The organism is Paenibacillus sp. FSL R10-2796 (assembly GCF_037965315.1).
Taxonomy (GTDB): domain Bacteria; phylum Bacillota; class Bacilli; order Paenibacillales; family Paenibacillaceae; genus Paenibacillus_AQ; species Paenibacillus_AQ odorifer.
Genome location: NZ_CP150178.1, coordinates 632,256 through 651,485 on the forward strand (window position 1 = coordinate 632,256; position 19,230 = coordinate 651,485).

General features: G+C 47.4%; 18 protein-coding genes. 13 read left to right on the top strand and 5 right to left on the bottom strand.

Annotated features, from left to right (window positions below; all coding sequences use genetic code 11):
- Positions 1-86: 86 nt before the first annotated feature.
- From NST58_RS02970 to NST58_RS02985, 4 genes are all read left to right on the top strand, one after another.
- Positions 87-1,499 (top strand): ATP-binding protein, encoded by a 1,413-nt coding sequence (locus NST58_RS02970; RefSeq protein WP_076179738.1) that lies wholly within the window; start codon positions 87-89, stop codon positions 1,497-1,499.
- Positions 1,500-1,603: 104 nt separating this feature from the next.
- The gene (locus NST58_RS02975; protein WP_036682545.1) at positions 1,604-2,869 is read left to right on the top strand and encodes an MFS transporter; all 1,266 of its coding nucleotides are present in this window, start codon (positions 1,604-1,606) and stop codon (positions 2,867-2,869) included.
- Positions 2,870-2,888: 19 nt separating this feature from the next.
- Positions 2,889-3,554 (top strand): oxidoreductase, encoded by a 666-nt coding sequence (locus NST58_RS02980; protein WP_339246153.1) that lies wholly within the window; start codon positions 2,889-2,891, stop codon positions 3,552-3,554.
- A 93-nt stretch (positions 3,555-3,647) separates the two neighbouring features.
- A complete protein-coding gene (locus NST58_RS02985) occupies positions 3,648-4,028 on the top strand; it encodes a RidA family protein (protein WP_036682524.1) in 381 nt (126 codons plus the stop codon).
- Between the two features lie 94 nt (positions 4,029-4,122).
- On the opposite strand, the gene NST58_RS02990 is transcribed toward NST58_RS02985, so the two are convergent.
- Positions 4,123-4,890: a TspO/MBR family protein gene (locus NST58_RS02990; RefSeq protein WP_076124500.1), complete on the bottom strand. Its 768-nt coding sequence runs from the start codon at positions 4,888-4,890 to the stop codon at positions 4,123-4,125.
- A 463-nt stretch (positions 4,891-5,353) separates the two neighbouring features.
- Here NST58_RS02990 and NST58_RS02995 point away from each other — a divergent pair, with 463 nt between their 5' ends.
- The 3 genes from NST58_RS02995 (at position 5,354) to NST58_RS03005 (ending at position 10,567) form a co-directional block, all read left to right on the top strand.
- Complete coding sequence (locus NST58_RS02995; protein WP_339246155.1) at positions 5,354-8,449, top strand: DEAD/DEAH box helicase; 3,096 nt, start codon at positions 5,354-5,356, stop codon at positions 8,447-8,449.
- Positions 8,450-8,482: 33 nt separating this feature from the next.
- Positions 8,483-9,274, top strand: coding sequence for a hypothetical protein (locus NST58_RS03000; RefSeq protein WP_339246157.1), 792 nt, complete (start codon positions 8,483-8,485; stop codon positions 9,272-9,274).
- A gap of 141 nt (positions 9,275-9,415) precedes the next feature.
- Positions 9,416-10,567: a YCF48-related protein gene (locus NST58_RS03005; RefSeq protein WP_339246158.1), complete on the top strand. Its 1,152-nt coding sequence runs from the start codon at positions 9,416-9,418 to the stop codon at positions 10,565-10,567.
- 365 nt (positions 10,568-10,932) lie between these two features.
- Here the strand turns inward: NST58_RS03005 and NST58_RS03010 are convergent, their stop codons facing one another.
- On the bottom strand, positions 10,933-11,661 hold the full coding sequence (locus tag NST58_RS03010; RefSeq protein ID WP_076218890.1) for a GTP pyrophosphokinase family protein: 729 nt from the start codon (positions 11,659-11,661) through the stop codon (positions 10,933-10,935).
- Positions 11,662-11,865: 204 nt separating this feature from the next.
- On the opposite strand from NST58_RS03010, the gene NST58_RS03015 reads away from it, so the two are divergent.
- The 4 genes from NST58_RS03015 to NST58_RS03030 are packed head-to-tail and all read left to right on the top strand — an operon-like array spanning position 11,866 to position 14,480.
- A complete protein-coding gene (locus tag NST58_RS03015; protein WP_076193702.1) occupies positions 11,866-12,657 on the top strand; it encodes a zinc ribbon domain-containing protein in 792 nt (263 codons plus the stop codon).
- 40 nt (positions 12,658-12,697) lie between these two features.
- Positions 12,698-13,516: a TrmB family transcriptional regulator gene (locus NST58_RS03020; protein ID WP_076124492.1), complete on the top strand. Its 819-nt coding sequence runs from the start codon at positions 12,698-12,700 to the stop codon at positions 13,514-13,516.
- 25 nt (positions 13,517-13,541) lie between these two features.
- Positions 13,542-13,844: a hypothetical protein gene (locus NST58_RS03025; RefSeq protein WP_038568522.1), complete on the top strand. Its 303-nt coding sequence runs from the start codon at positions 13,542-13,544 to the stop codon at positions 13,842-13,844.
- 42 nt (positions 13,845-13,886) lie between these two features.
- A complete protein-coding gene (locus tag NST58_RS03030; protein WP_076101352.1) occupies positions 13,887-14,480 on the top strand; it encodes a xanthine phosphoribosyltransferase in 594 nt (197 codons plus the stop codon).
- A 113-nt stretch (positions 14,481-14,593) separates the two neighbouring features.
- Here the strand turns inward: NST58_RS03030 and NST58_RS03035 are convergent, their stop codons facing one another.
- The 3 genes from NST58_RS03035 to NST58_RS03045 all read right to left on the bottom strand — a co-directional run bounded on the left by NST58_RS03035 (position 14,594) and on the right by NST58_RS03045 (position 17,082).
- The gene (locus NST58_RS03035) at positions 14,594-15,550 is read right to left on the bottom strand and encodes a diacylglycerol kinase family protein (RefSeq protein WP_339246165.1); all 957 of its coding nucleotides are present in this window, start codon (positions 15,548-15,550) and stop codon (positions 14,594-14,596) included.
- A gap of 110 nt (positions 15,551-15,660) precedes the next feature.
- Positions 15,661-15,999 carry a membrane protein gene (locus NST58_RS03040; RefSeq protein ID WP_036682511.1) on the bottom strand — a complete coding sequence of 113 codons (339 nt, stop codon included), beginning with the start codon at positions 15,997-15,999 and terminating at the stop codon, positions 15,661-15,663.
- Between the two features lie 93 nt (positions 16,000-16,092).
- Positions 16,093-17,082, bottom strand: coding sequence for a serine hydrolase (locus NST58_RS03045; RefSeq protein ID WP_339246167.1), 990 nt, complete (start codon positions 17,080-17,082; stop codon positions 16,093-16,095).
- Positions 17,083-17,551: 469 nt separating this feature from the next.
- On the opposite strand from NST58_RS03045, the gene NST58_RS03050 reads away from it, so the two are divergent.
- Both NST58_RS03050 and coxB read left to right on the top strand, forming a co-directional pair.
- Entirely contained in the window at positions 17,552-17,740 is a 189-nt protein-coding gene (locus tag NST58_RS03050; RefSeq protein ID WP_019913840.1) for a hypothetical protein, read from the top strand.
- Positions 17,741-18,143: 403 nt separating this feature from the next.
- Complete coding sequence (coxB, locus tag NST58_RS03055; protein ID WP_076124488.1) at positions 18,144-19,190, top strand: cytochrome c oxidase subunit II; 1,047 nt, start codon at positions 18,144-18,146, stop codon at positions 19,188-19,190.
- Positions 19,191-19,230: the final 40 nt, after the last annotated feature.

Here is a 19,230-nt window from a genome sequence, read left to right on the forward strand (position 1 = left end):
GGCGGTTAGTTATCGAATAGGGCTTTAGTATGGTAGTATTATGAGATGAAAGTTGTAATTTATTTTGCCAAGGTGGGAGTGAATCTATGGGTTATCTTAAAATATTTTTTGGAAACACCGCGATGCTAATAGCTGTAGCCTATTTGGCTAATCTTATATATAAAAGCACCATTTCAAATGCAAGTGTAAGAATAAAGAAAGTAAGCTGGGTATTACTAGCCATCTTTGCCGGGTGGATTAGTACTCTTTTTGGATATAGGCTGGATGAGCATGTGATTTTTGATTTACGTTTTGTGCCACTTATTATTTCAACGCTGGCTTATCCGCATCCTTTCATTCTTGTTTTGATTGGTATAGGAACAGGTCTTACACGGTTAACTTTTGGAGTAAATGAGGCAGCAATGGCTGGTACAATTAATTTGTCAATTCTAGGATTTGTTTGTGCTGCGCTTAGCTACTGGGTCAGACGATCTAGCTTATGTATAGTGAACAAAGGTTTGATCGTGATTCTAGTCGTAAATGTAATGAATGCAATCAACATTATGGTGTTTGGTGTGATTCCCGCCCCAGAGTACATAAGAGAGATTATGCCGATTACTTTCCCTGCGGGGTTGATTCTAAGTGTTCTATTCTCCTTAATTATTCGTGACTTTCAATTAGGACTCTTACGGAATGTGCAGATTCAGCGTGCTAATGAACAACTGTCCGCCCAGACGGAGGAGCTGCATAAGAATAAGATAGCGCTTGAAGAACGTGCCGATCAGTTAATGATGGCTTCGCAATTTAAATCCGAATTCCTGGCCAATATGTCTCATGAGCTTCGAACACCACTGAATAGCATCATTAATTTATCGCAATTAATTGAAGACAATGATAATTCTCTTACGGAAGCAGAAATGAGTGAGTATGCAGCCATTATCCGCCGTTCTGGTGAAGAATTATTGATGATAATTGGCGATATATTAGATCTCTCCAAAGTGGAAGCAGGTCGATTAGATATTATAAATGAAGATTTAAGTGTTATTGAGATCCCAGAGATCCTGGCTATGCAATTCGCTGTCACGGCTAAACAAAAGGAACTGGAATTTACTATTGCTATGGAAGAAAATATCCCGCAAATGATTCATTCCGATCCACAGCGGATTCAGCAGATCCTGCGTAATTTGCTCTCTAATGCTTTTAAATTTACAAAGTCTGGCCATGTCGCACTCCGTATTCGTCAAGAGGAACGTGGGGAAAGAGCTATTGTGAAGCATTGGATTGTATTTGAGGTAGAAGATAGTGGGATAGGTATTGCACCAGAGAAGCATGCCATGATCTTTGAAGCCTTCCAACAGGCGGATAGAACAATTAGTCGAAAATATGGCGGAACAGGATTAGGACTTTCTATTAGTAATGATTTGGCCAGACTGCTCGGAGGGTTCATTACTTTAGAAAGTGAGGAGGGTAAAGGGAGTCGTTTTTCGCTTTATTTACCCCTCGAATTCATAGAAGAGTAAGCTCCAATATTATTTGTTAATTTGGCGTATTGACAGTAGATTGATGCGGAGTAGAATGAAGCAAATGCCGCATCAAAGGAGTGTTACACCTTTCTATGAACAACATGGAAACTAAGCACACAGTTACTAGTTCAAAGCGTGTCCGTAAAACCTCAGTACATCGCAGGAATTTGCGCATTGCTACCTGGGAAGGTGTGCCATCGACCATTTTCCAGGTCCTGCTGCAAGGGCAGTTTCTAACAGGATTCCTGCTATATTTAGGAGCCACTTCAAGTCAAATTGGATTTGTGCTAGCGCTTACCACTTTGGTTAACGTGATGCAGATCGGGGTAGCTTTTTTGATTCAGAAGCTGCCAAGCCGCAAATGGGCTATGGTTACTTTTATCGGCCTGCATAGGATACTTTGGAGTTCTACGGGGCTAATTCCGTTTATTTTTCCTAAAGAGTATTGGGTCATGGCTTTTATAGCCTTATATACTACTGCATTTATTGCTAATACGGCAGGTGGTGTGCTATGGAGCTCTGTGATCAGCGATCTTGTTCCGGCACGTGTGCGTGGACGTTATTTTGGGATTCGTAATACGTTCCTGAATGCACTCGGTAGTCTGGTGATGTACGGTGGGGGTATCGTTTTGGATCGTTATCCCGGTAGCCATGGTTTTCTGATTCTTTATATTGTTGTGTGGATCTTCGCGATCTCTAACGTCGTTGTATTCTTTTTTTATCCCGACGTGCCTTTCGAGAAATCGGAAGAACATAAATTTTTGCCGATGTTTAAGAAACCGCTTAAAGATACTTTATTTATGAAGTCTACTTTGTTTCTGGCCGCCTGGTTGCTGCTGCAGAATTTAACTGTTCCGCTATACTCGTATGTCATGTTGCAGTTACTTCATATAAATTATGAAACGTTATCACTGCTTAATGTGTCCCAGACTCTTTTTATGATGGCTAGTTTCTACGTTTGGGGTAATCTAAATGCAAAATATAGCAATAAACGTCTGTTGTTCTTTACGTTGCCGATTATTGCCTTGTCCTCGTTGATGTGGGGACTCTTGTCTGTGTTGCCGATGCTGTTGGTGTTGTTTGCCGCTCATATTGTTTTTGGTGTAGGTGTAGGCGGTTTCAACCAGCTGGCCTTTAATTTTATTATTGGAGACACGCCGAAAAAAGAACGGCCTATGTATATGGCGACCTATGCGGCGCTTACGGGTTTATCATCCTTTTTTGGTCCGCTTATTGGGGGACAGCTGTATGAAAAAATTGCCCACTGGCCGCAATGGACCCAAGTATACGGTATGCAGTTGGTAGTGGGAACGCTTATGATCGCTCTTGCCTTCCTGCTGGGCCGTCGTATTCTAAAGGACGAATAGAAGTAAAGGGGACTATTCCATGTTAAGGATTGCGTTGGTATTAGGGGCTACTGGATTAGTAGGGAAAGCGGTTACGGAGGAATTGCTGAATCGTGAAGGTTGGGGTGAGGTGAGAGTGCTTGTACGGACTCCATTAGCTTTAGAACATCCTAAGCTTAAGCAAATCGTTGTGGATTGGGAGAGCCTGGCGGAGTATAGCGATTCGTTCGAAGGCGTTCATTCCATCTTCTGTTGCCTCGGGACTACGATCAAGAAGGCAGGTTCACAAGAGCAGTTCGAACGTGTCGATCTGGATTATCCGCTTGCAGCTGCTGCTATTGCGAGAGATCACGGTGTTAAACAGTTCTTGGTTGTTTCATCCATGGGTGCAGATGCCAAATCGCGCAATTTCTACAGTCGGACTAAGGGGAGAGCAGAGGAAGCGTTAAGCAAAATCGGTTTTCAAGGGCTGCATTTGTTTCGGCCATCCTTGCTGCTGGGTCATCGTAAGGAATTCAGACTGGGAGAACGCGTCGCGGCTAGATTGATGAAAGCGCTGGAGTTTGTGATGGTTGGCAAAGCGGCTAAATATCGTGCCATACCTGGTGTAACTGTGGCGAGAGCTATGGTTAACATTGCCTCTGCTGACACGCATGGTTTGCATATCTACACGAATGAAGTAATACATGTGATTGGAAAACGTTAAGTTTTTCGGGCTGCTAATAAATTTGCATTACGGTGAGAACAGGACTTACAATGGACAATAAATGATCAGCGTTTAATGGAGAGGGGTAACAAGATGAGTAAAAAACAAGTAGCTACTACAAAAGCACCAGGAGCCATTGGTCCTTATAGTCAAGCCATTACCACCGGTAGTTGGGTATACACTTCAGGACAACTGGGCCTTAATCCCGAGACAGGGAATTTGGCTGAGGGCGTTCAGGAACAAGCTCGTCAAGCACTTAGCAATGTACAAGCTATTCTTGAGGAAGCTGGTGCATCACTGGATCATGTAGTGAAGACCACCGTATTCCTAAAAGATATGAATGATTTTGCAGCAGTTAACGAGGTTTACAGCACTTTCTTTAAAGAACCTTATCCTGCCCGCAGTGCCATTGAGGTTGCTCGACTTCCCAAAGACGGACTTGTTGAGATCGAAGCGGTAGCACGTAAGAAATAAATATGATTTCGCACTTCTAGATTATTCTACAAAAAAAGGCGGGTTAAGGAGGATCACCTTCTTAGCCTGCCTTTTTATATTATCAAGAGGACAATCAGTATCTGCTGTATCTTCTGCGGCGTGGTGTGAGCAATAGCCAAATGCTGTAGAGCAGCAGAAGACCTGCCGTTACTGTGCCCGTTACAAAGACTGCATTAGCTTCTCTATGTTCCAAGGCGATCGCGATGAAAGCCCATACGAAGACCAGAGGATAGATGCTGTCTCGGTTAGGGTAGCTGACTAACACCGCAAGCAGTGTCCCCACGCAGAGCATGATCACGGCCCAGGTTATCCCGCTAAGTCCAAACCCATCCCAATGATTTTTCTCCAGAACAACGCTAACATTCACGATAGTCGCCACAGAGATCCAGCCAAGGTATATACTAAAGGGTAGCTTGATCAGCCATTTCTCACCTGAAGTAGGATTTGCGATCTGGCGCGTTCGGCGATAGATAACAATGATGGAAATTAACATTAACACCATGGCAATCAAAGAAAGCTCGATGTATAGATACTGCCAGAGGAAAAGCCAGCTCATATTAAAAACACAGCTCAGGATAAACCAGAACGAAATAGCTCGTACAGAATCCCTAGAACTTGTATAGGAGCGGAATTGATAAATAACGAAACCGGCTAACAAGAGGTAGATCAGCGACCAAATGGAGAACGCGTAGCCAGCAGGAGTCATGTAAGTCTTATATTTGTCAGAGATTTCTCCTGTACTGTTTCCGCCCAAAGGCAAGGTTACCGCCAGCACATTTACGATAATTACACCCACAAAGAATACGAGGTTCCACCATTTATAAGGATTATAACGTCTCAAATAATTCACTCCCTAGCTTTTTTAATAGGGTGTTGCTTATTTAGAATATACCCCTTTTTGGCCTAATTAAGACTATAAAAAGAAAAGAAGTGACTAGTGAGTCATAACATTCTTGGATAGCAGGGCAGTAGTGCGGGGTATTTTAAATGAATCAAATTACTGGGTGTTTCTATATCCTTCAACTTTATTTCATAAAAATCTACAGAAAATATGCAGAAATGTTTTTAAATCAGCGCTTTTTCGTATAAGATGAAGAGATGAAGATTCAAGAAAATATAAGTTTTGTCCTAGTTCTTTATCCTTATATTTACCGCAGGAGCGCATCGCCTCTCTAAAAGAGGAAGAAGCGGCTTCTACTTGTATAGCTTCAAAATTTATTTCTCGCGGAAAAGGTTGCAGTTACCCTTCCTGATGGTATGGGGCTGGTTCTTTTTTTGCTTGCTTAAAAGACAGGAGATCACCGATGACTAAGCATCTGTATGCAATATGGTTAGGGGACGTTTTATTTTGCTTCTCTGGCGAAACTTCGGAGCCGAAGGTTGACGCTTGGACTCGCGTAGTGAAGCGGATGGAGCTACAGGGAGGAGTGCGTCCTTTTGCAACTGCTGCTCTGCGTCTGGCAGAAGTGAAATATCCGGCTCCCCCTGTAGAGGGGAAGCCAGCCCGGCGCGGATTGCCCGGACGAACGTTCGAAGGGCTCGCCTTGGTTCCTAGCGATGCATTTCAACTGCTTCTGGCATGGGATGAGACGTTATGCCGAGATCAGGGAGTGGAGCCAGGCGGCGAACTGCGTTACTGGGCAGCAGCGGCACGTTTTGCGCTGGAGCTGATGGGTACGGGCGGGATTACGCCGGGGGCCTTGCCACCACGCCCTGTGGGCTCACGTCGCCGCGGCGGCGAACAGGCGGCGACGGTCTGCTGGTCGCCAGCTTTCCGAAAGCAGGAGGACAAAGAGATCTTTCTGCAGCTGGCAGCATCCATGCCTGTTCTTGCACTAGGAACGCATATCGCAGAGGCAGGGGATTTATCCTCTCGTGATGAGGCTGGAGCATATGTGCTTTACTCCTTTATGCAGGCTGTAATGACTGCTGAGATAAAAAAAGTAATTGCGGGCATTGAAAGTGAGTTAACCCCTTATAAAGCGAATTATCGCCGGGGTTATTCCCCTTTAACTGAACTGTGGTGGAATAGCCTTCTCACGGGAAGCCGAGATATACCCGTGCAAGGAACTCCAGCAGAGGTGACAGACCTTTTGGTCACTGTGAACGAGACCGCTGGCAGCGATGTGCCACATTCAGAGCCAGAGGAAGCACGGAGCGGGCAGCTGGGTCTTGGGCTACGGCTGGAGCCGCCAGAAGACAATGAAAACAATAATGAAGTCTGGCGGTTAACCTTCTGGGCGGAGAATAAGGAAGAAGGGGAATTCTGGTTTCCCGCCAAATCGATCTGGAGTAGTAAAGAACGAGAGTTTACGTTATGGGGTAAACGCTATCGCAATATCCAGCAGCAGCTGCTTATAGCGCTGGGCCGGGCTGCGAAGATATCGCCGGATATTCAGCGCGCTCTTGCTAAGCCTGCGCCTACGGGGGCGGATTTGGAACCGGAGCGTCTTTATTTCTTTTTGAAGGAGACGGTGCAGCAGCTGCGCGATCGGGGAATAACGGTGCAGATGCCTTCGCGCTGGAGCCGTGAGGGACGCCGCCGCATTGGCATGAAGATGAAAATGCAGCCGGGCGTGAACGGGGGCGATAGCCCTGCGCCCGCAGCTCTGGGTATGGAAGAGCTGATCTCGTTCCGTATTGAGGCCTCGCTTGGAGATAGTACGATTAGTGAGGAAGAATTAAATGCATTAGTAGAGGCCGGTGTACCTTTTGTACGTTTCCGCGGGGAATGGATCGAGATAGATCCTAAAGAAATCCGCCAGGTTCTTAGATATATGAAACGCCATGAAAACGGAGAAATGACTGCCGCGGATTGGATGCGTCTAGAAGCCGAGGATGGTGAAGATCGGCTCTGGAAAGGAATGTCCGTCACTGGGATGGAGACATCCGGGCTGTTGGCATCGCTTATGCGCGGAGATGTATTACGTAATCTTCCGGTGCGTCCCGTACCTGAGGGTCTGCATGGAACTTTAAGACCTTATCAGGAGCGGGGTTATCAATGGCTGGCCGAGCTCAGTGGTCTGGGTTTTGGGGTATGCCTCGCCGATGATATGGGTCTAGGTAAAACGGTGCAGGTTATCACCTGCCTGCTGGACCGGGCGTTAAGTGCTCCCCCTGAAGAGAAGCAGGAGCCTGTGCTGATTCTCTGCCCAACATCGCTTCTTGGCAACTGGCAGCGGGAGCTGCAGCGCTTTGCACCTTCGCTTAATGTACACATACATCATGGTGGACGCCGTGTTCGGGGAGATAGCTTCTTAGAACTGGCAACCAGTCATGATATCGTACTGACGACCTATCACTTGGCAGGGCGTGACAGCGAGGATTTAGCCAATGTCCAGTGGTCAACAGTAGTGCTGGATGAAGCTCAATATATTAAAAATCACCGGACGAAGCAGGCACAGAGTGTGATGAAATTATCGGCACCGCATCGCATAGCTATGACAGGTACTCCGGTAGAGAACAGACTTGGTGAGTTATGGTCTATTTTCCACTTTTTAAACCCAGGCTATTTAGGAACCTATCATTCCTTCCGGCAGCGTTATGTGTCTGGTGAAGGTGGGGAACGTCTGCGGGAGCTACATCGCTTGGTATCCCCCTTCCTGTTGCGGCGTCTGAAGAGTGACCCGGATATTTCTAAGGATTTACCGGAGAAGCTGGAGCTGAAGTCTTATTGCCCGCTGACCGAGACCCAAGCTGCCCTGTATCAGGGTGTCGTGGATGAAATGCTCGGCGTGATCGGGGAGAGCAGTGGTATGGCTCGCCGTGGACTGGTGTTATCCTCTCTGACGAAGCTGAAGCAGATTTGCGATCATCCTCAGCTATTCCGGAAAGAAGAAGGACGGAGTCCACGCAATGAACATTCCGGTAAAATGGAGGTTATGTTCGAGGTGCTGGACAGTGTCGCTGAAGTTGGCGAATCTGTGTTGATCTTTACGCAATACGTAGCGATGGGTGAGCTGCTGGTGAGCAAGCTTACTAAGCGTTATGGTACATCGCCGCTGTTCCTTCATGGGGGAATTCCAAAACGGGAGCGGGACGAGATGGTGCATGATTTTCAAGAGGGCAAGGGTCCAGCCTTCTTCGTGTTATCTCTTAAAGCGGGCGGAGTAGGTTTGAACCTAACCCGGGCCAATCATGTTATTCATTACGATCGCTGGTGGAATCCGGCCGTGGAGAATCAGGCGACAGACCGGGCTTTCCGAATTGGGCAGGATAAGAACGTACAAGTTCATAAGCTGATTTGCCAAGGAACGCTGGAGGAACGTATTGACGAATTAATTGAGCGGAAGAAAAGCCTTTCGGAGCAGGTTGTTGGTTCTGGTGAAACATGGTTGACCGAGATGTCTAATCATGAACTGAAGGAGCTTATTGAACTGCAGGATCAGGATTGGATGTAAGGAAAGACATGAGCAATACGGAGGGATCGAACAATGAGTGAACTGTTAGAGATGCGGCTGGAAGTTGTGCCTGGATTAGTAAAAGCAGCATGGACGGCTTCGCCCGGGAAAGTGACGGGAGGGTCGCGGGCAAAAGGTGAATGGAATGTCGGTACTTCTGCTATTCCTCAGGGACAAAGAACGGAGCAACCTCTCTCTCTGAAGGTTCCAGTATGGCATGCTGCCCGTAGAAAAGAAATATTGCGGCGTCTGGCGCTAAGTCCGGATGAGGTATTTGCTTTGCTGCAAGGGAGATTGACGGGTGGGCTGGCGGAACTGGAGCTTCTGCCTACAGATACTGAGCTGGAGCAAGCCCTCTTTGAGGGGGAAGGGTTAGAGAACCAGGCGGAGACTCTGCAGCTTATAAAAGAACGACTTGCTGAAGAGCCGCTGCTGGCGCTTTCTCTGAGAGGATTTACTAAGGGAGAACTCCTGGATGGAATATTTGCCCTTTGGGCTGAAACTGATATAGCTGCCGATGATTCTGAGACAGAGGCAGCCCCAGCTAGTGAGCTTGCAACAGAATTAGCACGGCTAGAGCGCAAGGGCCCCGCAATTTCTTCTGGGGAATGGCTTGCAGAAGCGGCTGCTGAAGGTTCGCTTCACCAGCCGGGACCGCAGTTCCATGAGATTACGGCTAGGCCATTTCCTTCATCGCCGGTAGTAGCAGCGGTAACGGAAGACTGGGGAGCTTTGCTGCCTCAGACACCTAAGGCTCTAGAAGGCCTAACTTTGATTATGAATCGAGTAGCAGAAGCTGCTGCCCGTCGTGCAAGTAAGGCGTAGTCAAACAGCAGTGGAGTTTAGAGAAGCCGCTTCCTATCTGAGGAGGCGGCTTCTTCTTTGTGTAAAGCTTCTGTAACCTTTTACTATTAAACTCTGTCTATGATTATAGAATAGAAGGAAATGGAAAAAGGAGGGTTTCATTTGAGACTATATGCCGTTTTTGCCCCGATAATCATTGCTGGGTTATTTCTGCAATCCTACATGGTAAATGATAATCTTGGTTTAGATTCGAGTGTGGGGATAAATACCGCTGAGCTGAAGACGGATATGAATTCTTTGCAGGGGTATCCTGCTAAATTTAGCATGAATGACATAAAGCATGGGTGGGGAATAGATAAGACTGGATTATGGACTACGAACGATGGAGGAAGTAGTTGGTACCATCCGGACAGCAATATTGTTCCTATTCCACAAGAAACAGGCATCTTTGCCGCAGCAAGCTTTTTCCTGAATGCCACAAATGGCTGGATTATAAGTAGTCATGGTATAGGGCAACCTGTCCTGATCTATCATACCTCTGATCAGGGCCAGACCTGGAAGGAGACAAAACTTCCCGTCACGGAGGATTGGGAGCAAGGATACAGTGGCGGTTTTATTCATTTTATCGATGTGAATAACGGGTATGTGCTGCTGGATTCAGAACCTGGTCTCGGGATGATGGAGAAATCCTTGTATCGCACGGCTGATGGCGGGAACAGCTGGAAGCGAATCGGAAATCTAACGGGGAGTATTAAAGCCTATCCAACAGGGATAACCTTTCAGGATTCCCAGAATGGCTGGATCACCTCCAGCAACCATGGGCAAGAATACATTTTAACATTCAGAACTACGGATGGCGGGAAGAGCTGGAAGCCGGAGCAATTAAAGAAGCCAGCTGCTCTGGCAGCCTTTACTTACAGTAATAGTTATCCGCCTAAATTCTCAGGCAAAGACAATATGAAAGGCATCCTGCCGCTGGAGATTGTTGACGATGGGATTCGAAGTATGGTGTTTTACACAAGTGATAACGGAGGCAGGACATGGAAGCTTGGCCCTCAATTGCTCGGTACTGAGGCAGCGAGAACAACATGGCTGAACGCTCGTGAAGGTTGGGCTTTGCAGGAGGGCGGCAAACTGGTGGCGACTGTCAACGGGGGAGTAAGCTGGAGGATGATTGCAACATCACAGTTATTCGCGAAGGCAGAAAACATTCAGTTTGTTACGCCGAAAAACGGCTGGCTGGCGGGTCCAGGATTTCTACAGACCACTACAGATGGTGGCGTTACATGGAAGCCTTTGGTTAGTAAGCCTTAAGGCTGAATACAGCGGAATGCCGGAGTCATGATTAGCCGTTGGTTGAGGCTTAGGGACGCAGGAGGCGTTATTCACACATTTATCGCCTATCCAGCATGTTTTCGGACTCCAGTGCAGCTATTTTATATAGTAGGGCGCAGATCCGGCGTTTTTTATGCCGTTAGCGACTTTGGGGTCCGTTAGTATGCAAAATGGAGGATTATTTTGCGAATAAGATCGGCTGTGTCCGATAGCACCTTGCTTCGGCGGCGAAGGGTAATGATCAAACGGCCTAATCGATTAAAAAGAAGGGGGTGTCCCAGCAGCCATTGTCATGGCTTATGAGACATCCCCTTAATTTTTGAGAAATGTAGAAATATGAAAGCTTAAACCTGCCCGCCGGCAGGGGATTCCCCTTCTGCAAGTTCCAGAATCTCGCGGCGTAGGCGCAGCATTTTTTGATCCAGTTCATCGGCGGCGCGTGCGGCATCCTTCAATTCCTCCGCAACATGCGAAGGAAGCTGCTTATCGAATTTATAATACAGAATATGTTCCATACTTGCCCAGAAGTCCATGGCTAGGGTTCGCAGCTGTATTTCGGCTTTGACCCAGCGTGTTCCTTCCAGCAGGACGAGCGGAATTGCGACGATAAGATGCAGGCTTTGATACCCATTCGGCTTGGGATGGGCTATATAATCTTTGATCTCCAATACGCGAATGTCTTCGCGTGTGCTGAGGTGATCAACCAGGCGGTAAATATCTTTAACAAAAGCACATACAATCCGCATACCTGCAATATCGTGAATGTGCTGCTCCATATTTTCCAAGTTGAACTCGAAACCTTTGCGCTCCATCTTTTGAAGGATACTCTTGGGTTCTTTAATTCGGCATTTAACATGCTCGATGGGACTGAAGCCGTCACGGACCTGCCATTCCGTTTTGATCACATCGATTTTATTCTCAAGATCGTTTAGTGCATGGCGATAGAGTGCTGGCAGAGACTTGAACTCATTGATAAGATTTGTGAAATCCTCGTTATCCTGCCAATGTTGCAGATCCTTAACGTGTACCTGCATCTGTTTTAGCGTAAGCTGTGTGCTGTCATGTTCTTCCACTGAAACTCTCCCAATTTCGTTATTTGTGATTAATTCTATTTTAACCGATGTAGAACCCCTGACGCAAAATAACGTCTGAAATCAGGGAAAATAAGAATTTATAGGAACATTCTCCGCTAAATCGCGTATTAAAGCACATTAATGAATCTGTTCGATACATTTGGTATGATAGAAACACGTATCGCTGGAGAGGGAGGAACTGTAATGAGTTTTATGAAACGAATCAAAGATAGTGCGAGCCGGGTTACTGAAAAAGCACAAAGCTCTGTTGAGATCGGCAAGCTGAACGGGCTTATTTCCGATATTGAACGTGAGATGGAAGTGGAATTCACGAAAATGGGCAGGCTTTTTTATGAAGGGTATCGCTCTAAGGATATGTCTGTAGCTGAAGGCAAAATGGTAGAACTGGCACGGACCTGTTCCAAGCTTCAGGAAAAAATTGAAGTCCAACGCGCAAGAATTGCTGAACTGAAAAATGAACGGTTATGTTCTTGCGGCAATGTTGTGGCGCTCGATGCAAACTTTTGTCCAAAGTGTGGAAGTAAGCTGGAGGAGCTAACCACATCAAGAAAGATTCCGTCACCGCCGGTATTCGTCAAAACTGTGGATGAGGACGAAGAGGATGAGGATCAATACTATGGTGCGGATGAGCTAACGGATGAAGAGAAGGAGATTGCAATGAAGCTCCATCCGCAAAGTGTGGTGTATTCTGAGATCCTGCCTTCAGAGGATGATGAGCTGCCATTGGAGGAATATGCGGCGAACGAACATGACATTGAACGGGATCGCAGACATGCTGATCAGCTGGAACGGGAAAGACAAAGACAGCTTGAGCTGGATCGTCGCATCCGCGATTGGAACGCGAATGAACATCAGGAGGAGTCCGCAGTCACCCAGGACAGTGGTGTTCGTGATATGATTAAGTGTCAAATCTGTCGGAATGAATTGCCCAAGGGCTCCTTATGGTGCCCGCGTTGTGGATCGGAGCAAATATAGTACAGATATCAGTCAGCTTAGGGCTTAGGGGGACAACAAGATGGAACAGCTGCTGCTGCATCTGCGCAATCTGGGCTTCACGGAGATGGAGTCCAAAATCATGGTCGAGCTTGCGACTAAAGGTCAGGCTTCTGGCTATGAGGTTGCCAAACAGCTCGGAGTTTCAAGATCAAATGTGTATGCGGCGCTTCAGCGCCTAACACAGCAGGGATATGTACGATGTGGTGAAGGAGAGCCTGCGCGGTATAGTGTTCTCAATCCGGAGGAGCTGGCGACGATGATCTCGGGAAGAGTTCAAGCTTCGCTGGCTTATATGGAAAGTGAGATGCCTCGCGGAGGGCCTGTTAGTCCTTCTTTTTATAATGTAGAGGGCGACCGCAATGTAATGGGGGCGCTGATTCGCCAGCTTAACATGGCAGAGCAGGAAATTGTAGTGGATATGTGGCGCGAGGAAGCGTCGCTTCTGCGGAGCGAACTTGAACAGGCCGAACTGCGTGGCGTTAGGCTTTTATGGGCTTTTGACGGTGGCAATGCTGCTGCTGCCTCTTACCCAGTATGGCCGTCATTCGGAAAAAATTCGCAGCGGGCGGATGGACGGAAGTTCTCATTTGTGATTGACCGGAGCTGGTGTATGCTGGGGATGCGTTATGATGATGGATCCGCGCAAGCAGTGGTAACAGAGCACCCGGTGTTAGTGGAGCTGCTGTTGAATCATTTTACACAGGAAATGGTCTTGTTCGAGCTGGAGCAGGATATGGGCGCAGAATTAGTAGAGCGTTATGGAGAACGTTACAGCAAAATTCATAGCAAATATGTTATGTATGATCAAGGCGATGATGGGGAAGAACAGGCGCAGTAGTTATTATCATAGGGAGGTGAGAAGCATGGAATGTATCGTTCATTTTGAAGTGGTGCACAATGATGGTCCTAAAAAATTGCGTGGACTGTTGTTTCTGGATAAGGGAGCATCTCCTGGAGAAGCAGAATTAGTCGAAATGTTTAAGGATATGAATTTTAACGTGAGACTGGAAGACCGCGAAAAATTGATTTTTAAACCAGTAAATCCGGGGGATTTCTTGGAGATTCGAATTACGGGTTATGATAACGGTCAGGAAAAGAGCAAGGATGATCATAATTTAAAATCGATCGTTGGAAATTTATTGCCTCAGAAGCCGACAGGTCTGTAATGTGGGGAGAATGGATTCAATGATGGGAGAAGGAGGAGCACTATGGAGCTGTTGAGACAAAAAGTGTTGAAAGAAGGTATTGTACTCGGGCAAGGAGTGCTCAAGGTGGATTCTTTTCTGAATCATCAGATGGACCCCTTCCTGATGCGTGAGGTTGGCCGTGAGTTTATCCGCCGGTTCGCTGGCGAAGAAATTACGAAGGTGCTGACTATAGAATCCTCGGGGATTGCTCCGGGGATTATGACAGCATTAGAGCTGGAGGTTCCGCTGATTTTTGCCCGTAAGCAGAAATCGCTGACGCTGACAGAAGACATTTACGTGGAGAAGGTCTACTCCTTCACGAAGAAAGAAACGAATGAAATTACCGTTTCGAAGAAATTCATTGCTCCCGGAGAACGGGTGCTGATTGTTGATGATTTCTTGGCGAATGGTGAAGCCGCCTTCGGACTTGCCCGTATTGTTGAGCAGGCGGGGGGAAGTGTGGTTGGAATTGGTATTGTGATCGAAAAAGCGTTCCAGCCAGGGAATCGGCTGCTGCAGGAAGCGGGATATCGCGTAGAGTCACTTGTGCGTATTGCTTCACTGGAGGACGGAAGAGTCACTTTCGTGGAAGACGAGGAAGAGCCTCTTGTTTGAGGCTTTTGGAATGCATTCTCAAACAAAAGCTATAGGATATACAAAACAGCAAGCGAACTGGTAATGAACCAGTCGCTTGCTGTTTTTTGTGTGTATGGTATGCACGGGTCAGGTTACCCGTTGCTGCCGCATGCCGCTGCAGTGTCGACGGGCAGCTGTACGCTGTCCGCCGCCAGCGGCGATAGCACCCGCAGCGCCCCCGGCTCGCAGCGAACGGCCAGCGGCCCTTTGCCGAGGCTCTCGCCGTCGCCGATCGCTGGCCGGGCCTCGGCAAAGCCTACAGCTACGCTACGTCCGCGCAGCATAGACACGAAGGGCAAAGCCACATGCTTGCCCTTCAGTACCGTGGGGAACAACCGCAGCAACTGCCCGCGGCTGCACCCATGCACGACGCAGACGTCAAGCTGGCCGTCATCGGCCTTTGCCTGCGGGCAGATCAAAAGCCCGCCGCCGTAGCTGGGCAGGTTGCAGATCGAGACCAGCCATGCCTTCTCGAAGGCGTGCTCCGTACCGTCGCAGACTACGCTTACCCGGCAGGGCTTGAACGTCATCAGCGTATGCAATATGCCGATGATATACGCGAGCTGGCCTGCTCCAATGGCATTGCACAGCCTTTTGTATCGGCTGGCATTCACATTCTCGGCCACTTGAGCATCAAAGCCATTGGCAACGGCTGTTACGGTCAGTCCGTTTGCTCCTGAAAGCAGGTCTGCTTCGATATACCGCTCGCTAAGGGCGGCCTCCAGCGCGGCTTCTATTGAAAGTGGAATGCCAAACCCCCGGGCGGTGTCGTTGCCGGAGCCGGCAGGAATCACGCCCATGGGGATATCTTTGCCGCAAAGTGCACCCAAAATGCTATGGAGCGTGCCGTCACCACCGATTACAATCACGGCTTTCCAATCCTCGCGATGCTTTAGTGTATTTAAAGCAAGGGCTTCTGCACCCTCTACGCTGTGCGTAAACAAGGACATGAAAGGCAGCGAACGCTCCTTCATGAGCACCTCTACAGTATGCCAGGTCCGGCCGCCTGCTCCCCCGCCGGAACGCGGGTTTATGATAAATAGATACATATGATTTCCTCCAGCCTGTAGAATTCCATTGATGCCCTTTCTACATTGTAAGGAGTGGATGGGCAAAAGGGAATACTTTTCAGCGATCAGAGGGGCTGCTTTTTGGGGGATTACAGATGGCGAATCTGACTTTCTGCGATATCACCTGCCCAAGGGAGTTTATACCACCTGCCACTTAAGGCATGGTAGATCATTAACAGCCACACCCCAAAGCTGCAAAGAGAGACGAGGGCACTCATCAAGGGACCGAGGAATGGGACCAATCCGGTTAGAACGTGGAGGATCATCAGCACCCCGAAGGTAATCAGTGATTGCAGCGAATGGAACAGCACAAAGCGGCTGCGTTTCTCCAATGCGAGAAAGACGACGCCGCCGAGAAAAGGGAAAAAGTAACACAACGCGCCCGCTATATTATCGGGCAATCCGGTGGATGATTTAAAAGGGGACAATGGGCTCACTCTCCTTCTGCTTGGAGAAGAAGGGGCTTGATTGTTCGAATCCTTCTTCCTTACAAGCCTATGACTTGTCAGGAAAAAGTATGTTTAGCTCATTGAAGGGAGAACATACTTTTCAAGCAGCCTGCGAGGGTTCTTCCAGTTGTTTGTCTTGCTCTCTGCTGTAAAGACCACTACAGCATCCAGATTGGGAAAGAGCAGAATCTGCTGCCCGCCATGCCCGTGGGCGAGCTTGTAGGGCTGCCCGCTCATCGTACCGATCCAAAACTGATATCCGTAATCACCAAACGCTGGATATCCCTCAGCTTGAGCGGTAAGTGCATCCTGCAACCAATGTTCTGGGATGATTTGCTGCTCTGCAAACACTCCATTATTCAGCAGGCAGATTCCGAATTTAGCCATATCCCGAGACGTTAGGTGCAAACCGATATGACCCATGCTATGTCCTTCGGGGCTAGGTAACCAAGCGGTATTAGCCATTCGGAGTGGAGTGAATAAATGCTGTGCTGCATAGGGAAATGCATCAAGACCTGTAGATTCACTAATCATTATCGAGATTAGATGTGAGTCGATGCTTCGATATTGGAACTGGCCGATTTGTTCTGGAATAATGTTCAAGCTAAGGCCAAAGGAACCCCAGCGGCGGCTGCGATGGAGGTTCCGAACGAGCGGTTCACCAAGTTTCTTCCCTGTGATCCAGCTAAAACCGGAAGTCATGGTAAGAAGATGACGGAGTGTGATCTTTGAGAGATGTGGGGAGTGAAGGTATGGAATATGCTTGCGAAGAACCTCGGACACAGAAATATGGAGATCAGGCATCTCTCCACGGCCGATAGCGATTCCCGTAAGGACGCTGACAAAACTTTTGGTGGCAGAACGGAGATCATTTAATGCTCCAGCATGATGGTCGTTATAATAACGTTCGAAGATAAGTTTTCCATGACGCACAATAAGCATGCTATGCATCTTGGGGTATTCTTTTAGGATAGCTTGATGGGCTTGTTCAAGACCCTCCCGGCGTGTATCGGTGTCTTCTGGCGTTGCGGTAGTCATTAGGGGAATTACAGGCTGGGCCATAAAGATCTCCTTCTCATTTGTTGATAAATACAATTTCGCTTGCTGTATAGGTTATTGTATTTTAACCAGTTTGGAGACATCTGACTTACGAAGACAGCTGTAAAAAATAATATTTTCCAAATAGTACATTTTACAAGGAAAGGTGGAAGTTAATCCGGAATATGATACAATATAACGATAAGGCCCGAAAGGAGTGATTCAGTAAGTGGCTCTTCGGGTAATAAAAGTGTCAAGGAGCTATCGTTCATCAGGCGTCCTTACTCTCAGCCCAAATCACGACGAACCTGCTTCACCGGCAAGGCGGTGTTTCAAAGGCTAGATTTAGCTTTAGATTCCACGTTTTGACGGATAGTGCAAGCCACGTATGTGTAATGGATACTTCACTTGCATTCGAGGTTACGGCGTACTTTTCATCATGCATTCTCTACAACGGAGCATTCATTTTCAATGTTTTGGGAGGGAACTGATCATGGCAAGTAAAGGTCATAACGAAGTCAAGGAAAGTCTACGGGAAATGACACGCATTTTCCGGCCCAAAGATCCCAAGAAATTCGTAAAGGAGTACGTCCGAAAGTATCGGATTACAGGAGGCTATGAAGAAGAACTGACCATGGTCGTGGAACACGAGTTGGTACGGATGAATTCATCCGTCTCCTAGCTAACAGATACGTTTGTCACTTGCTTAACTTTAGACATCATTTTGAGTAATAACATCCACGAGGATTCTTATAAACCGTGCCCGAGCGACTTTTGTTGCTGGAATCGGTTTTTTTTGTATGTCCATTTTCGAATAAGGAAAAGTCTTCCTCATAGAATAGTCAAATGAATTAATAGACACATTTTAAATTGAATGCGCTTTCTTTATTATTTTTTATTTGTTTGCGTTTTCATAAAATGCTATAAAATCCAGATGGGACAAGGGTTTATTGTGTCGAAAATTACAATGTGAACTAGTTGTGAACGATTGACAAAACTTTCCCTTAAACTTATATTAATAGTGATTGTTATAATTGACAGAAAAAAACAGGAATCTACGAAATCGGGAAAAGCGGGGTAGATCAATGATGAAAACGTGGCAGGCTGTAAAGCGACTCCTTCCCATGACCGCTATGTTTGGACTCTTTCTTGCCGGGTGCGGTCGTGAGGACTTGTCAGTACTCAGACCACAGGGACCTGCAGCAGACAGATCTTACGGATTAATGGAGCTGTCGATCAGCATTATGATCGTGGTGTTGCTGATTGTCTTTACGATTGCAGCTTATGTACTGATCCGCTTCCGCAGAAGACCGGGTCAGAATGAAATCCCTGAGCAGGTTGAGGGCAGTATGAAACTTGAGATTCTCTGGACAGTCATTCCGCTCATCCTTGTTGTAGTACTGGCCGTGCCAACGGTTAAAGCTGTGTTTGCCGCTGGAGATGATCATTCCAATGACAAGAATGCGATCAAGGTTAAAGTAACCGGCCACCAATACTGGTGGGAGTTTGAGTATACCGACTATAAGGTAACTACAGCGCAGGACTTGATTATTCCGGTGGGCAAAGATATCGCCTTTGAACTGGAAACTAAAGATGTGCTGCACTCCTTCTGGGTCCCTTCTCTTTCCGGTAAAATCGATACCAACCCAGCTGGAACGATTAACCGCTTTAGCTTTAGTGCGCCTAATGAAGGCGTTTACCGTGGGAAATGTGCGGAGCTATGTGGACCTTCTCATGGATTGATGGAATTTAAGGTGAAATCAGTTAGTGAACAAGAGTTTCAAAAGTGGATTGATTCGATGAAAGCACCTGTAGCTGTGCTGCCAGAGGATCCTGCTTTAGCTGAGAAGTTCAAAGCGGCATGTCTGACTTGCCACGCTGTAGGCGATCAAGGGATTAATAATGCGCCGAACTTGACCGGAATTGGTTCTCGGGAATCGATTGCTGGAATTCTGCTCAACGACGACACGAGGGAAGATGGTGCGCCGATTGAAGAGAATCTCAAAACCTGGCTGCACGACCCGCAATCCGTAAAACCAGGCAATCTGATGCCTAACCCCAAAGATCTGGGCCTGAGTGATGCTGAGATTGATGGCATTGCAGAGTATCTGGCCAACTATAAGCTGGACTAATGCCTTAGCCTAAAGGCGGGCGGAACTTTCGAAAAGGGGG

Coding starts and splice junctions, on each gene's coding strand:
- NST58_RS03025 (WP_038568522.1), top strand. CDS start 13,542: ATGGAATGTATCGTTCATTTTGAAGTGGTGCACAATGATGGTCCTAAA.
- NST58_RS03030 (WP_076101352.1), top strand. CDS start 13,887: ATGGAGCTGTTGAGACAAAAAGTGTTGAAAGAAGGTATTGTACTCGGG.
- NST58_RS02985 (WP_036682524.1), top strand. CDS start 3,648: ATGAGTAAAAAACAAGTAGCTACTACAAAAGCACCAGGAGCCATTGGT.
- NST58_RS03020 (WP_076124492.1), top strand. CDS start 12,698: ATGGAACAGCTGCTGCTGCATCTGCGCAATCTGGGCTTCACGGAGATG.
- NST58_RS03015 (WP_076193702.1), top strand. CDS start 11,866: ATGAGTTTTATGAAACGAATCAAAGATAGTGCGAGCCGGGTTACTGAA.
- NST58_RS03000 (WP_339246157.1), top strand. CDS start 8,483: ATGAGTGAACTGTTAGAGATGCGGCTGGAAGTTGTGCCTGGATTAGTA.
- NST58_RS02975 (WP_036682545.1), top strand. CDS start 1,604: ATGGAAACTAAGCACACAGTTACTAGTTCAAAGCGTGTCCGTAAAACC.
- NST58_RS02970 (WP_076179738.1), top strand. CDS start 87: ATGGGTTATCTTAAAATATTTTTTGGAAACACCGCGATGCTAATAGCT.
- NST58_RS03045 (WP_339246167.1), bottom strand. CDS start 17,082: ATGGCCCAGCCTGTAATTCCCCTAATGACTACCGCAACGCCAGAAGAC.
- NST58_RS03035 (WP_339246165.1), bottom strand. CDS start 15,550: ATGTATCTATTTATCATAAACCCGCGTTCCGGCGGGGGAGCAGGCGGC.
- NST58_RS02980 (WP_339246153.1), top strand. CDS start 2,889: ATGTTAAGGATTGCGTTGGTATTAGGGGCTACTGGATTAGTAGGGAAA.
- NST58_RS02995 (WP_339246155.1), top strand. CDS start 5,354: ATGACTAAGCATCTGTATGCAATATGGTTAGGGGACGTTTTATTTTGC.
- NST58_RS03050 (WP_019913840.1), top strand. CDS start 17,552: ATGGCAAGTAAAGGTCATAACGAAGTCAAGGAAAGTCTACGGGAAATG.
- coxB (WP_076124488.1), top strand. CDS start 18,144: ATGATGAAAACGTGGCAGGCTGTAAAGCGACTCCTTCCCATGACCGCT.